The organism is Desulfosporosinus youngiae DSM 17734 (assembly GCF_000244895.1).
In the GTDB taxonomy this organism is placed as follows: Bacteria; Bacillota; Desulfitobacteriia; order Desulfitobacteriales; family Desulfitobacteriaceae; genus Desulfosporosinus; species Desulfosporosinus youngiae.
This window is the reverse complement of the sequence record NZ_CM001441.1, coordinates 306,473-321,679: the sequence shown is the minus strand read 5'-3', so window position 1 is coordinate 321,679 and position 15,207 is coordinate 306,473. Positions and strand designations below refer to the sequence as shown.

The following is a 15,207-nucleotide window of genomic DNA, read 5'->3' as shown; positions in this document are numbered from 1 at the left end:
GAATTAACCTGTCTCATATCCAAGGTCCAATATGAACTTTGATTAGCTTCAACTAGACTTCAGAGGTAAAATAAAAAAATAATAAATAGAAAAGACCCCTTCTATGATAGAAGAGGCCAAAATCTCATTATTCGACACTCCTCTTATCTGCCAGGAAAATCTCTCCTGCAAGAATTAGCACCATGCTTCGTCCACACCATGGACATGTCGTAGTTTAAAAGCTGGTTGCCGGGCTTCATAGGGCTAGTCCCTCCACCACTCCGGATAAGAGCCTATTAATTCAATTTATTATGCTGAGTCTAACATCTAGCTTATGTTATGTCAATATGGTTTTTTAGATGTTTTTAGAAGTTAATGGTATAGTCTAATTTAATAGATGTAAAAAATTTCATATATAAAACATAATATAATCGACATATTCCTCCATATAATAGTGGTAAGTTTTTTTCATTTTCTTCATGTAGTTAGTCCTCTTCTTTGATCTCCTTAAACTCTAAGGAGATCCTTTTTTATGTCTTTGATAACGCACTTTGTCCTACTTTAACCTTACTCTAACGTGTCATAACTCCTTTGTCCGGGGGTACCCGCATACTGGCAGCCTGGAATGACTGGAATCTTAAAGGATTTTAAATTTGCGGGTAAAGGTCTAATTTAAACATAATTAAGCAACTATTGGGTATTCTAAACGTATTCCAATGTAAAGGGAGGATTACTATGAATCAGCCCAAGCAAGCTAAAAAACCATTTCCTAAGCGCGAAGACCTACCCTTTAACCACCAAGCCGATCAGGACGGGCGCACGGATTATGGCCGGGATGGACAAATAACGTACAATCCTAGCTAATTACAGGGGAGGTATCTAGATGTCAAATAAAGCAACAGATAAAGCTCAAACTGGAAAACCAGATCGAGGTAAAAATTCTCCATTTAAGAAAAAAACTCCTCAAAGCCGGGCATAAGCCCGGCTCTTCACATGAAAAGACTATTGCTCCCCCAAAGACGTCTTAACATGAACATACAAATAAAGATAAGGCATTCTCATGAAAAATGCCTTACCCACAGGAACAACTTGGCAGAAAAAATCATGCTCTCAACTGAAATCAACGGTCAACTTAGCTCTATGACATCCGTAACAGAATCAGCGAGATGTTATTTGCCTTTATAGTAATCGGATATAAGTTCATAGACCTTCCTCAAAATGGACATTTCACTATCGTTATCGGATACCACTTCTTTGTCCATCAGATTATAAATTCTGACTACATCCTCGCCATACCCTTTCCCCGGAACTGCCCAATGTCCATTTAAATCTTCCCAGTTCGGACAACTTCCTCTCTTAATCAAATCAAAACGGGGGTCTACCTTTGGAACTCCTGCCGGCAAAGGATCCGCTGTTGCATAGGCAAATAAGTGCTCTAAGTGAGCCAACACTCCTTCCTCCTTTGTAGAAAATGTCGCGCCTTGAGCTCCGCCTCCTGTAGCCCCAATTCCAGCAAAATTGTTTTGCTCAGCTTTGACGGCCCCATTGAATTTGAGGAAACCGGTTTCCTTTATCATTTGGGCCACCGCATACCCCCATCTAATGTCTAACATTTCCCCATTCTTCTTGTATAGGGGGATAATATCTGGTGCATTAGGATTATACTTCAATAGATACTGCTTACACTGCTCAATAGTGACCGTTTCTTTACCCATTATAGGAGTTTTTAAGACTATTTGGTTTGTCAAATACTCGAAAATATTCACACCGTCTGACGTCCGCTGTACAATCCCCTTTGATGCCTGGCCGCTATCAATGGCTTTTTTCACCTCAGTGATCGCATGGTCCCGAGAACTTAAAGCCATGATCTGCTTACCATCTAATATGACTCGATACATACTATTAGGGTTGGGCAGTGAAGATGTTGATTCTTTGTATTGAATGCCAAAATAATCACAGATCCCTTTAGCGTGAGCTACAGCAAGTGCTTGACGAAAATTAGGTTCCCTTAACTTTTCTGCATCTGCTGTCTTATCGATAAACCCATTCTCAGTCAAAATTGCAGGCATGCTTGTTTCCCTAAGCACCATAATATTCTGGGTTTTTATTCCGCGATTTGTCCATCCTCCAGTTTGAACGAGAAACGGCAATACCTTTTTAGCAGCGATTTCGGCCTTTCCTCCGAGTCCTATGATCAGCACCTCTACCCCTGTACCCCCACCGGCATTTATATGGACAGAAACAAACAGGTCTGCTTTCGCTGATTCTGCTCTCTCGACTCGAGCCCGTAATTCTCCATTTAGGTCATTTTCAAGATGCCCAACAGCGTGATCTCCTTCACGAGTCAGTATTACACTTATCCCATTGAACTCAAGCAATGGCTTGAGCCTGAAGCAAATATCCAGGGTTAGGTCCTTCTCTTTTAATCCATTCCCAACAGCCCCCGGATCATAACCACCATGCCCTGGATCAACACATACTTTCACGTCAAACCCTCCCTTTTCATTCTATTCAAGGAGCTTGGAATGCGTTCAGTCTTAAACACCTTTCAATTTTGAGAATAAATTCTTGCCTGGAGTTGCAAATCTCAAGTACCGCTATCCGCCAAAAAATAGATTGTTACCTCTTAGTCCGCCATCAATTGTTCTGTGATATATATGTTTTACCATTTAGAATAAACAAAGCTTTTTTAAAAATATACATAAGCTCAAATCCGATTCACTTTCCTGCAGATTCTAATGTATGGAAAAAAACTGCTGAATAGGTATAACAGTCTTACGCCTCTTGACTTCGTTTATCACCTTTACTATTTGATTATATATGTAATCTGACATAAGCTTATATCCTTTGTCATTGGGATGAAGCCCATCCAGCAAATATTCAACCAAGTCAACTTGATTTTGTGGAAATGTACTCCACACGTCTAACAAGTTTGATCCGGTATTCGCAGACACATCGATAATAGCTGTTCTGATGCCTAAAAATAACGATTCGTCTGAAGAAATCATAGGCGGTTCTACGATACAAAATATATCCGCGTTAGGTGCTCTGCTTTTAATATCATTGATTAATTGAGCATATTTTTTTCCGAACTGATCTGGTGTGTCGAAATTTCTATCGATTCTTCCTGAGCAAATAAATACAGCATCCGTAGTACTAACTATCTCTGTTGCTCTCTGTAAGGAATAATCAATAAGATGTCCTGCTGAAGCTTTGTTATCCCACACTATATTATTAGCATACTTGTTGAATAAAGATGTTTTAAGTTCCGAATTCCATCCCGTTGTTAAGGGATCTGAAGCACCTTGACTAACGGCAATTGAGTCCCCGAGGATTACAGCGTTAACTGTTCCGTTTCTTAGTTTAGTGATACCCGTTAGATTCTGGTCCTTGGCAAATGTTGCCACGACCATAGCTGATCCCAGTAATACTATCAATAAAACTATAATAATCTTCTTCATTGTTCCTACTCTCTTTCTGATAGGGATACTTTTACTACTTTGTTTTTAAGCTTCCCACATAACAATATTCGAATTCTTATTACCTAATTATGGGCTAATTGTTTTTTAATATAGTATAATCTATTCTCTTGATCATCTTTATTTTTTTAAAATGAATTTGGTCAGTACAGAGATAGACATAGTGATAACTATTGTTAGCTAATCGCTAATAATGGAAATAATCAAATAGGGCATATTAAGCTTTGATTTTATACGAAGATTTCAACATCCTCTTTAAATATGCTTTAGTAACAGGTTTTTTTCCTTTTGTGTCGAATTTAGTAAGTCGTTTGATAAACTAATTCTTTGTATTTTAAGGAGATGATAGTTAATGAGTTATCTAATTGAAGGTGCCGTGGTTAAGGAGCAGGGTATTACTTTTGCGATTGTTGTAGTTAAGCATACCATTACTAAAAATAGTAAAGAAAATCTAGAAGCTACAAATGCTTATAGGCATGTTTTCCCAAATATGCCTATAATCCTAATGGGCAAAGACTCACAAGGAAAATCTACTTACTTTGGGCAACAAGATATAGTGAAGTTCCTGGCGAAAATAGATCCTCATAGAATTCCTTGGAGACGTTATATCATTAAATAAATTAATCGTAAAAGGATAGTAATGCTGTTCTATAGGATCTGGTCAAAGATTTAATACTAATAAGGACGCTTAGGATTTTAAGCGTCCTTATTAGTATTACCCCAAAATGTTAATCTCCAATTCGACAGTCTGTAGGCACGTGAAGTGCCTTAAATCCTTGATTGCAGATTTTTATTGGTAAATTATCAATTCATTTAGGCAAAAGAAAAGACTATTCCTAGTCCTTACTTTGCCATCTATAATTCGTCTGCTCTATCCAAAAAGTGGATTAATACTATTGTAGTATTTCTCTTCCATATTCGTCATAATGTCTTTCTTCTACTGGTGTATGTGGCCGTTCAATAATTTGTCTTTTCGGCATCTGAGGAAACACTCTAATGCCCATTTTATGTTTGTTTTTTGTTTTCATAACTTCTCCAGTGGACAACTCAATATGTCTTAATTGAGATCGACGAATTGGAAAACCCCTTTGATCTACCTGATCTGATTCAGCTAGCACGGGATCGACAATTCCCATATCTATGTCACTATTTTCTTCAGGTATTCCACCTTTTCTAAAAGCTTTATCCTAGGTAACTGAAACCCGTAACGGAACTGCCTGATACTATTATTTTCCCTTTTCTTGACACTTGAGCGATTCGTCTTGTTTTATCTCTAAAATCCTGATAGCTATGAAACCCTCTTGGATAATCTACGCCTTCCCGATGAATTGGTACTATTGGTTTCGGTACTATGAGTTGTTGCTCTATTGGCTTCGGTACTATTGGCCGTTGCTCTGTTGGTTCCAGTTTATCACTTGGAGTTGCAAATCTTTCGCCCCACTTTAACACATAGTCATCATCAACTGTTTTCCGTTGTCCCGTTCTTTGTTCAATAACATATTTGACCATTTGTATTGGTAGGTTATTATTTCAAATAATTGGTTCTAAAACCTTATCATTGCACAAGGATATTCTGTCATTTTCCTGTTGGTTAGGCGTATAGTTAAGGTAAGTACCACTTTTTAACTTTTCACCCATAATATCAGCTTCATGTTCAAAGGCTTCAGTCTCGTTTACACCTAAGCCCTTCATATGCATCGTCGGTCTTACTCTACCCTGTGCTTGTTGTACGACATGCCATGCCTCATGGGGTAAATGTTTTTCCTGTCCCGGCCCCACATGTATATCAGTACCCTTAGCATACGCCCACGCACCTACCTGCGATGGTTTATCTGAGTTATAATGCACCCTAACATTATCCATTGATAAACCCGAAATATTTTCTACTGCGGTCCTAAGTTTATCAGGCATTCCTGTAGCATTATCATGCCGTTCCACTTCCGGGGCATTCATTTTCTGTATTTGGCTACGAAACTGACCCGGTATTCTAAACCGTTCAGCCATATCATTCAATGATGTATTTCCAATCTCTTTCCGTTGCATGGGCAACCCATCTGGCCGCTGGGTGAACTGAGATTGTAAGATCTGCAGAACTTTACCATTCCCAATCATATGCCCAAATTGCATTAGGTTTTGTGGAGATGCTGAAAAGCTAGGAGTACTTAGAATTCCTTGTTCTTTTTCCGAATTTACAGATACAGCTCTTTTTCCGTTAGAATCTATTTTTTTCGATGACTGAGTAAACATATATACCCCCATCTATTAACGATAATCCAAATTTTCATTTGAGATAAAATGATAAGCTAATTATCTCATAACTTCTTCGCAAAAATAGGAGAAACTTGTCTCCTGGATATGAAATATCCCCCATTTTTTACAGAAACAGTATTGAACATACATTAAAACGAATAAAAATATGAAAGCTTAACACAAAAGCCTTCCCTCGAAACTAAGCGAGAGAGGGCTAAATAAGTGGGGCAATTTTAGCGATACAATTGTAAGCTTGTATCCTATAAAGAACCGGTTAAACTCGCATTATCACTAAGATTTATTTAAACTGGCCATAATAATGGTATCATATCCAAATAAAATGAGGTGCTAGCCTTGGCGAAAAGAAAGAGGTCGAATGAAGAAATCGAGAACTATAGAATGTTACTCCGCATCACCCAATCCCGAACATTTTATGGACATGCCGAATAGTATAAATCAAGAAACCTCTCAATCTTATAGGAATCTAAGATAAAGGGGTGAAAGTATATGATTTGTGTAGCGCTAATAATAATTATTATTTTACTGCTTATAATTATTGGGCAATTACGAAGGCTTCAGAGACCGATCTTACCACCACCACCACAACCTTGTCGCTGCAGATTATTATTTTAACAAGTTTAGCCTAGGTGTTTGCCTAGGCCTTTTTCTTTGTAACTATTACATTGTGCCCCATATCCCCTTATTCGTCCGCATCATCCGATCAAACGCTTTAAACCTCAGACTCTCCTCATACAGCTCTTGTATCACCTCATTTTTACACCTTAGTCAACTACATTCACCAACCTCATTAACCACAATTTTTCTATACACCCTAAAATTTTCAAATACAAACGTATGAGGTTATAAGAGAAACTATACTATTATAGGCTTAAAGGCATTGTGCATACCTTCGGACGCGGAGGTTCCTTTTTATTAGCGCAACTATAATCGGTAGGAGGCCACCCATTATTTGAGTGGCCGAAAGGATTCCTAGTGATTTAAGTATTTTAAACTTTGTCCTCACTAATTGCGATAAGTAGGGGATTAATCTTACATCCAACGAAAAGGCCGATTAGTTAGGAAGTTTATCGCTCTCACACCCTCTCCTCCCGCTATCAACCTGCCAGCTGCTCGAAGAAAACTAAAAGAAAATCCGCTTCAAAAATTGATAGTCACTTGAGGAAAAAGAAACTTGCTAAAGTGAATAAAAATCGGGTTGCAACGATTCAGGCAAAATGGTCTATCTTCACAAAAACAAAAACACCGCAATCGCTTGCGGTGTCTACGTTTCCAGTGGAGCCAATGGTCGGAATCGAACCGACGACCTGCTCATTACGAGTGAGCTGCTCTACCCCTGAGCCACATTGGCACAATAAAAGCCTTGATCTGACTTATTCAAATAACAACAGTACATGCCCTGTTAAATAGGCCAGTTCATTCGACTTAGACAGTATAACATAAGTCGATTAGTTTGTTAAGAAAAATTTAATAAAAATTACAAGAAACTATTAGAAAAACTGGTGTTTATTTTCGTCTTTTTGGAAATAATACCCTCCCAAGGGGGATTAACCATGCTAAGCCGACGTGACTTTTTGAAATTAGTCGTCAAAGGAGCCGTTTTAGGCAATCTTTCTCAACTTATCTCCCCTCCTCTGGCAGAAGCAGTATCAGCAGGTGAGGTTAGGAAACTTCCTGTGATCATGATTGAGACTGGTACTTGTACTGGTGACAGCATTTCCTTGGATAATATTTGGACACCAACCTTTTCTGATATTTTTACTAACATCGTCGATTGGCGCTATGACTGGATCATGAATCAAGCTCAAGGCGATGCTCTCTATGGCATTCTTCGCGAGACCTATGAAAAGCTGCCCAACGAATATATTCTTATTGTCCAAGGAGCTATGGTTCAACGTGATGAGGGCAATTATAACCATGTGGCTTATGATTATGATAATAATAAGTTAATTACGGGAATTGATTTTGTCCGCCATATGGGGCTCAAAGCAAAATACGTTGTTGCTATAGGCAGCTGTGCAGCTTATGGAGGACCGGCCGCCGGTTATCCTAATCCTTCCCAAGCAACCGGAGTCCAAAACATCCTGCCTGAACGCAGAGTTATTAATGTTTCCGGCTGTCCCGCTCATCCTGATTGGATCATGGGCACTTTACTCCATCTGGCCTTATATGGCGAACCTGAACTTGAAAAATTCGGACGGCCAAAGCTATTTTATGGTGAAACTGTGCATAACCGCTGCCCTCGCAGACGTGATTATGACCAAGGAATTTTTGCTACAGATATCGGACAAAAAGAATGCCTATTTCGTGTAGGCTGTAAAGGACCCGTGACCTATGCCGACTGCCCGATTCGCCGTTGGAATGACCGCTTCAATTGGCCGATTGGCTGTAATACACCATGTATCGGGTGTACGGAACCCGGATATCCTGATTTGATGTCCCCATTTACGGTTCATTTGCCCGACATTCCCTTCCCCGGTGGGACCAAAGTTAACACAGACTCGATTGGGCTCGGGGTTTTAGGATTAACCTCCGTAGCTATTACCGGACATATTGTGACATCGCTCTATAAGGGACGCCTCCAAAAGAATTTACTGAGATCCTCTGTCAAGTCTCAACATCGACCAGCTATAAAAAAGGTCAAGGCATTTCATCAGTATCGACTCAAGAAAAATAAGAATCAGGAGTGACCAAACTGGAGAAAAAAACCATCTTTCCTTTGACTCGAATCCATAATCCTATGTTATTGGAGGCCTACCTTGATAACGGAGAAATCAAGGATGCCTATATTTCTGATACACTTTATCGCGGATTCGAACAAATCCTAATTGGACGCTCTGCAATGGATATGCCGTATTACACTCAACGCATCTGTGGCATTTGTTCGTCTGCCCATGCCATTACTGCGGCACTGGCGGTAGAACAGGCTTTAGGCATGCAAGTCCCCCCTAATGGATTGTTACTGCGCAATCTTATTCTGGCCAGCGATTTTATCCAGAACCATATCCGTCATCTTTACCTATATACCATGCCCGATTATTTTCGCGGCCCAGATCTTGCTCCCTTTATTCCCCATTCAGAATCGGACTTGCGTTTATCAAGCAAAGAATCTATAAGTATGACTGAACACTATTTTAAGGCTATAGAAATTTCTCGAGAAGCCCACGCTGCCTTTGCTGTATTCGGAGGCAAGGCCCCCCATGGCCATGGGATTGTTCCTGGAGGCGCTAGTATGGAAGTTGATGCAGATAAAGTAAACCGTTATCGTGGGTATATGATGATGATTCTCGGCTTTATCGACGACATACTTCTTCCAGATGTTAAGTTGATAATTGAGCGGTATCCTGAGTACGCTGACCTTGGAAAAGGGGTTGGAAACTATATGTCGGTGGGCGGTTTCCCCAGTCCGGAGGGAAGCACACTTTTCCCGGAAGGAGTCATTCTTCAGGGTAAACTAGAAAGCTTTAATGAAAAATATGTTACGGAAGATGTCACGAACGCTTGGTATAAACCTCACGGTCCCCTCCATCCAATGGATGAGGTCACGGTTCCTGACCGGGGTCAAGCCAAAGGATATACTTGGGTCAAATCTCCTCGTTACCGCGGTCAGCCCGTAGAAACCGGTCCCCTGGCACGTGCCATTATCAATAAGGAAGAGGTCATCGGTACTGGTTGTCTCGGCCGGACCTGGGCACGAACACTTGAACTTAAGAAAATCGCGAAAACGGCTCTGAAGTGGCTAAATCGTCTTGAACCCGGAGCCGAAACCTTGGACCGAAAAATAGGGCAGGATTCCGGAGTAGGGATCGGGCTTCATGAAGCTATGCGCGGCACCTTAGGGCATTGGATAGCTGTTGAAAACATACGGGTAAAACACTATCAAATCGTGACCCCTTCAGCACTAAACTTTGGTGCCCGTGATGGGGCCGGAACACGCAGTGTTGGGGAAACATCCTTACTCGGGTTAAAAATCCAATCCGAAGATCTAAAGGAGGCAGGTCGTGTCATTCGCTCTTTCGATCCTTGCTTTTCCTGCAGCGTACATATCATAGATAGAGAGAATGTCCGCGCCCTAGAAATTCAAGTCTGACACAAAGTTTTCGGAGACATTGGATATACAGTATTGAAAACTTCATGTCTCCTAACATTAAATCTCATCGGGAGTTTATTTAAATGCTAAAGTGCTATATAAAGGCAAGGAGCAACATGAAACATCATGTCAAACTAAGAAAACCTCTCATGAAACAACTTAAGAAGGGAAACGTGAAGGGAATATTTGTACACTCTCAGCCGATTTGGGTCAGGATTTTTCATTGGGGATTCGCTTTAAGTCTAACTGGAGTAATATTTTCCGGCCTTCAATTACATAAACCTGCAAGCTTTTTGGCTCTTAATTTCAGCAAAGTTTTAACCACTCATTTAGTCTTTTGCTGGTTAGCTATGGGTTTTTTGGCGATACGCATCACAGACGCTCTTCTTCGAAGAGACGATTCTTTGATTCCTAGAATTCAGGATCTTAAACATTTCCCACAGCTTATGGCCTATTATTTCTTTCTACGTTCTTCTCCCCCTCCGAGTAGAAAATATAATAGCGGGCAATTAATAATTTATACCTCTTGGCTCCTCCTTTTTCTGGTATCAAGTCTTCTCGGGCTAGCCTCCTACTGGCAAGGTGAACATCTTATTTGGGTGTGGAAGGCAGTGGGAGGTTTTCAAGTTATTCGCTGGATCAAGTTTATCGCCAGTATTTATTTTTTAACGACAATTCCTCTCCATATCTATCTGAGTGTAACTGAGGATATTAGTCGTCTTCAGGCCATGGTCACTGGATATGAACGAAAACCCTCTCCAAACAATCGTTAGTAAAAATTTTCCTTGAATAATATGATACTTTTTGCTTCAAGTTTGGGTATAATGAGGGGTAGAGTTTTATACATGAAAGGGACGATTCGCTTTGGCATTACATATTCATTTTGTGGGAATCAAAGGTACTGGAATGAGCGCTTTAGCCCAGATTAGCGCGCAAATTGAAGGGGCTACTATATCCGGATCTGATGTTGAGGAGAGCTTTTATACAGACAGTGTCTTAAAACGTGCCAATATTCCCGTTCTGAACTTTTCTCCAAGCAACGTAGAAAACGCAGATTTAGTGGTTACCTCTGCTGCCTATACTAATCAGCATCCGGAAATCGCCCGAGCCCTAGAGTTAAATATCCCCGTATTAAGCTACCCTCAATATCTCGGACGTTTGCTTGCTAAAAAAAGGGGCATTTGCGTAACTGGAACTCATGGTAAAACTACGACAACCGCTATGATGGGCCTCGTCCTGCTCGAAGCTGGATTAGATCCTACTATCGTTGTTGGCAGCGATGTCCCTAGCATCGGGGGAAATGCACATTCGGGAACAGGAAATTTCTTCTTAGCAGAATCATGTGAATATCGACGTCATTTCCTTAATTACACACCAGAACACCTGATTATTACCAACATAGAATTTGATCATCCCGATTATTTTAAGGACCTGGATGATGTTATCTCTGCATTCGCTGAACTAGCTCAAAAAGTACCTGCGAACGGTCACATTTACGTCTGGGATGAAGATCCAAATCGGAAATCTCTTAAATCAGTTGCACCCATCACAACCTTTGGACTCTCAGAATCCGCGGATATTCGAGCAACAGAAATTCTTTTTAAAGATGAGAAGAGTTCCATGAAAATCATGGTCAAAGGACAGTATGTCGGGGATCTAAATCTGCATGTCACAGGAAAACATAATATTATAAATGCCTTAGCAACGATTTCTTTATGTCATGAAATCGGTATTCCTATTGAAGAAATTTTATCTAGTCTTGGCAAGTTCAATGGGACAAAACGTCGTTTTGAACATATTGGCAGTAACCCAAATGGAGCCTTAATTGTTGACGACTATGCCCATCATCCGACAGAGATCCGCACGACATTAGAAGGAGCTCGTCTTTCTTTCCCTGATCGCCGCATTCGAGCCATTTTTCAGCCCCATACCTTTAGCCGAACTGAAAAACTCTTACTTGAATTTTCACAAGCTTTTCAAGGAGCTGACGAAGTCGTTATCGCCGACATCTTCGCCTCAGCCCGGGAGCTTGAGCATCACACCGTTTCTGCGCCAAATTTAGCCGAGATGATCCTGCAGCAAGGCATACAAGCGCGCTACATTGGAACATTGGACGATATTAAAATTTATCTTAACCAAACTCTCGCACCTGAAGATCTTGTACTTACTTTAGGAGCCGGAGATATCTATAAGGTTGGGCTAGAAATTGTTAGTTAATTCTAATCTGAAATCTTAAAATCCTTAATCATAAACAAGAGCCTTTCATACTCTGATATGCTCCTCTGTAGGTACAAAGGTTAAATCATTTAAAACCTACCTACCGGAAGGGACGCATATCTTTGTGTGAAAGGCTCTTAATTACTACCTTGGTTTGTCATTTTACCGGGTCCATATTGATTTATTAAGTATTGACTTATTGACTGACTACGGGTTTACGTTTATTAACTAATTCTTAGGGTTTATTATGGCAAATCGCCTGTATACCTGTTATTATCTCATCCCAACTGTGGCATCGAATAATACCCGGGGGGAGTTCTTCTTGGTTATAACTTGCATTGAGCAGAAAAACGGGCACCCCGCATTCCGCTATTAACTTAGCATTAACTTGGTAATCTTCAATAAACGCCTCAATTCCCCACTCTTTAACAACATCTGCCTTGCTGCCAAACCCAGTACACAGCACATGTTCATGATGAATCTCTCTTAACGAAAACCATCGCACAGTGAGATCTTTTTGCTCAGGTGTTCGTGCTGTAACATAGATTATTTCATGTCCATCCTGCAGAAGGGTTTCAATTCCTTCCTTTGCACCAGGTATTGGCTCAGGCATCATTAACAAACGTTCGACATTCGTCTCAAAAAATTCGTTCATATCGTCACTCGTAACCCCAAAAGCCACATGCATATTGTAATCGACGATATCGGGTATATTTTTACCGTAGTGCCGATTTAACTCCTGTAACCAAAGGGGATAGCTATCGGAAATGACTCCGTCAATATCTACTCCAATTCGCACGTTAATCTAACCCCTCAAGTTTAGGAAGCTCAAGACTTGGGGGCATTTGGCGTTTATGTTCACTCTGACGGTGGAGGGACTCAATACGTTCTTTTACCTCTGGAGGAACTTCTTCCCCAAGTAAGTACCGATCTATTTGATCATACGTAACTCCCAGATCCGCCTCATCTGTCTGACCTGGCCACAGTCCTGCGGTCGGAACACGGGTAGCAATTCTCATGGGAAGCCCAAATATCCTCGCCCATTCGCGTACTTCTGCTTTTGTAAGTGAACTAATCGGTAAAAGATCAACACCACCGTCACCATATTTCGTGAAATATCCGGTATAGCTTTCAGGAGCATTATCCGTCCCTACGACCAGATAGTTCAAAGCATTTGCCACAGCATAGAGTGTCGACATGCGCAAACGAGCCTTCAAATTTCCTTGACTCATTTTTTCTCCGACTAAATTGCACCCTATACTTTCTAAGTTTTTCTTAACTTGTCCCATGACCTGTGTGTGGGCACCACTTAGGTTTACCTCTATTGTTTTTATTTCGAAGCCCTCTGCAATCCATAAGGCATCCTCAACATCTTCCGGATCAGAATGGCTAGGCATAATTAAGCCAATGCAATTCTCCGGAAATGCTCGGCTACAAAGCCCCGCGACCACTGCTGAGTCGACTCCTCCGGAGATTCCTACCACGACACCCTTTGCGTTAGCTTCCGTGACTTTTGTGCGCAACCAGTTTATGGTTTGATCAATACGAGCCGCCAGTTGTTCATTTGTCCACATTCTTACTCCACTCCTTGTTTAGCTTTTATATCATTGTGAATCGTCAAAAGTAATTGTTGTTTTAGGCCAAAGAGATTATTCGATAAATCGACGATATACCGGTGCGGATTTGTCAATCGCTTCACTTCATCCCAGAAAGTGTCTAGTTCCTTTTGTGCGTAGGTTTGGATTTCTTTAAGCTTCGGTAAGTCATACACTCGTTTTCCGCCCCTAAACACAGGAGTTAAGAGTTCCCTCGTCTTGAAATTCGTTAAGGTCTTTCTTTTCCAAGTTTGAATCGGATCAAAAATAGTCAGAGGTTTACTCTCATCAAAGACCTCATCGTCCAGAGCAATGAGATCCGCCATAGCTTTCCCCGCTCTGTCGTAAAAACGCACAACTTTTTTAATTCCAGGATTCGTGATCTTGGAAATGTTTTCTGAGACCTTCAATTTAGGATGAAAAATTCCCTGCTCACCTTCAGCCGCCAGCTTATAAACCCCTCCCAGAGATGGATTATCCTTAGATGTAATAAGATGGGTGCCGACACCCCAGGTATCAATCCTTGCCCCTTGAGCTCGAATGGCAAAGATAGTTTCCTCATCTAAATCGTTGGAAGCCACGATGATGGCCTCCTTAAGACCTGCTTCATCCAACATACGGCGGGCTTCCTTTGACAAATACGTTAAGTCACCACTATCCAGCCGAATTCCTAAGAAATGATGTCCCTCTGCTTCCAGCTCAAGCCCAACTTTAATCGCGTTAGGCACTCCTGATTCGAGGACATTATAAGTATCTACCAGCAGCAAGCAGAGATCCGGAAACGTATGGGCATAGGCCCGAAAGGCTTCCAGTTCTGTTGGAAAGCATTGAATCCAACTATGTGCCTGAGTTCCTGACACGGGGATGCCGTAACGCTTTCCCGCTAAAACGTTGGAGGTTGATCGACATCCTCCTATAAAGGCTGCCCGGGCTCCTAAGATCCCGGCGTCCGGTCCTTGCGCTCTTCGTAATCCAAACTCCATGACCGGGCCCCCGTTGGCGGCTGTAACGACACGAGACGCTTTAGTTGCTATAAGAGTCTCAAAATTAACCAAGTTAAGTATCGTCGTCTCCAGAAGCTGTGTTTCAAAAATACGTCCTTTTACTCGGATCAAAGGTTCATACGGAAAGACTGCTGTCCCTTCCGGAATCGCATCAATGTCTCCCGTGAAATGGAAGTTACTTAATTCCTCAATGAACTCGTCATTAAATAGGTTAAGGCTTCGCAAATACGTCAAATCCTCTTCCTCAAAGGTAAGGTTTTCAATGTATTCGACAACTTGTTCAAGCCCTGCCGCCAGAGCATATCCTCCCTCAAATGGTAACGATCGAAAGTAAACATCGAATACCGCTTCCTTATTTTGATAACCGTTTACTAAATAACCCTGCATCATGGTTAGCTGATATAGATCCGTTAGCATTGTTCGATTTTCCATTAATTATGCCTCGCTTTAGTATGATCACTGCGCAGTTCCATTTTGAATGTAACTATAGGATGTTATATCTTTTATAAAATCATGCGTGAGAATTTCGACCCCTATGCAGGATTTTCCTGCTTTAGACTCAAAATAAAAAACCT

At 41.1% G+C, this 15,207-nt stretch carries 13 protein-coding genes, 1 tRNA gene and 1 riboswitch; of the genes, 6 read left to right on the top strand and 8 right to left on the bottom strand.

The window, feature by feature from the left end; translation table 11 throughout:
* Positions 1 to 140: 140 nt before the first annotated feature.
* A riboswitch (SAM riboswitch) is annotated at positions 141 to 271 on the bottom strand.
* 443 nt (positions 272 to 714) lie between these two features.
* A complete protein-coding gene (locus tag DESYODRAFT_RS29450) occupies positions 715 to 843 on the top strand; it encodes a hypothetical protein (protein ID WP_007778590.1) in 129 nt (42 codons plus the stop codon).
* Positions 844 to 1,148: 305 nt separating this feature from the next.
* Here DESYODRAFT_RS29450 and DESYODRAFT_RS01640 read toward each other — a convergent pair whose 3' ends face one another.
* Positions 1,149 to 2,465 carry an N-acetylmuramoyl-L-alanine amidase gene (locus DESYODRAFT_RS01640; RefSeq protein WP_007778588.1) on the bottom strand — a complete coding sequence of 439 codons (1,317 nt, stop codon included), beginning with the start codon at positions 2,463 to 2,465 and terminating at the stop codon, positions 1,149 to 1,151.
* Between the two features lie 249 nt (positions 2,466 to 2,714).
* Complete coding sequence (locus DESYODRAFT_RS01635) at positions 2,715 to 3,440, bottom strand: SGNH/GDSL hydrolase family protein (protein WP_007778586.1); 726 nt, start codon at positions 3,438 to 3,440, stop codon at positions 2,715 to 2,717.
* 370 nt (positions 3,441 to 3,810) lie between these two features.
* Here DESYODRAFT_RS01635 and DESYODRAFT_RS01630 point away from each other — a divergent pair, with 370 nt between their 5' ends.
* Entirely contained in the window at positions 3,811 to 4,077 is a 267-nt protein-coding gene (locus DESYODRAFT_RS01630; protein WP_007778584.1) for a hypothetical protein, read from the top strand.
* A gap of 274 nt (positions 4,078 to 4,351) precedes the next feature.
* Here the strand turns inward: DESYODRAFT_RS01630 and DESYODRAFT_RS01625 are convergent, their stop codons facing one another.
* The 3 genes from DESYODRAFT_RS01625 to DESYODRAFT_RS01615 all read right to left on the bottom strand — a co-directional run bounded on the left by DESYODRAFT_RS01625 (position 4,352) and on the right by DESYODRAFT_RS01615 (position 7,077).
* Positions 4,352 to 4,594, bottom strand: a complete 243-nt coding sequence (locus tag DESYODRAFT_RS01625; RefSeq protein WP_042338093.1) for a hypothetical protein — start codon at positions 4,592 to 4,594, stop codon at positions 4,352 to 4,354.
* A gap of 394 nt (positions 4,595 to 4,988) precedes the next feature.
* The gene (locus DESYODRAFT_RS28965) at positions 4,989 to 5,705 is read right to left on the bottom strand and encodes an eCIS core domain-containing protein (protein ID WP_007778583.1); all 717 of its coding nucleotides are present in this window, start codon (positions 5,703 to 5,705) and stop codon (positions 4,989 to 4,991) included.
* 1,297 nt (positions 5,706 to 7,002) lie between these two features.
* A tRNA-Thr gene (locus DESYODRAFT_RS01615) sits at positions 7,003 to 7,077 on the bottom strand.
* Between the two features lie 202 nt (positions 7,078 to 7,279).
* Here DESYODRAFT_RS01615 and DESYODRAFT_RS01610 point away from each other — a divergent pair.
* The 4 genes from DESYODRAFT_RS01610 to murC all read left to right on the top strand — a co-directional run bounded on the left by DESYODRAFT_RS01610 (position 7,280) and on the right by murC (position 12,033).
* On the top strand, positions 7,280 to 8,416 hold the full coding sequence (locus tag DESYODRAFT_RS01610) for a hydrogenase small subunit (RefSeq protein WP_007778582.1): 1,137 nt from the start codon (positions 7,280 to 7,282) through the stop codon (positions 8,414 to 8,416).
* A complete protein-coding gene (locus tag DESYODRAFT_RS01605; protein WP_007778579.1) occupies positions 8,413 to 9,816 on the top strand; it encodes a nickel-dependent hydrogenase large subunit in 1,404 nt (467 codons plus the stop codon). The genes DESYODRAFT_RS01610 and DESYODRAFT_RS01605 overlap by 4 nt, the downstream gene beginning before the upstream one ends.
* An 83-nt stretch (positions 9,817 to 9,899) precedes the next feature.
* Positions 9,900 to 10,589 carry a cytochrome b/b6 domain-containing protein gene (locus tag DESYODRAFT_RS01600; RefSeq protein ID WP_345788204.1) on the top strand — a complete coding sequence of 230 codons (690 nt, stop codon included), beginning with the start codon at positions 9,900 to 9,902 and terminating at the stop codon, positions 10,587 to 10,589.
* Positions 10,590 to 10,680: 91 nt separating this feature from the next.
* Entirely contained in the window at positions 10,681 to 12,033 is a 1,353-nt protein-coding gene (murC, locus tag DESYODRAFT_RS01595) for a UDP-N-acetylmuramate--L-alanine ligase (RefSeq protein ID WP_007778574.1), read from the top strand.
* A gap of 235 nt (positions 12,034 to 12,268) precedes the next feature.
* Here the strand turns inward: murC and DESYODRAFT_RS01590 are convergent, their stop codons facing one another.
* From DESYODRAFT_RS01590 to DESYODRAFT_RS01580, 3 genes are read right to left on the bottom strand one after another with little or no spacing between them, the layout of a single operon-like run.
* Positions 12,269 to 12,832: a 5' nucleotidase, NT5C type gene (locus tag DESYODRAFT_RS01590; protein ID WP_007778571.1), complete on the bottom strand. Its 564-nt coding sequence runs from the start codon at positions 12,830 to 12,832 to the stop codon at positions 12,269 to 12,271.
* A gap of 1 nt (position 12,833) precedes the next feature.
* Positions 12,834 to 13,607, bottom strand: a complete 774-nt coding sequence (gene nadE, locus DESYODRAFT_RS01585; protein ID WP_007778566.1) for an NAD(+) synthase — start codon at positions 13,605 to 13,607, stop codon at positions 12,834 to 12,836.
* 2 nt (positions 13,608 to 13,609) lie between these two features.
* Positions 13,610 to 15,064, bottom strand: coding sequence for a nicotinate phosphoribosyltransferase (locus tag DESYODRAFT_RS01580; protein ID WP_007778565.1), 1,455 nt, complete (start codon positions 15,062 to 15,064; stop codon positions 13,610 to 13,612).
* Positions 15,065 to 15,207 lie beyond the last annotated feature (143 nt).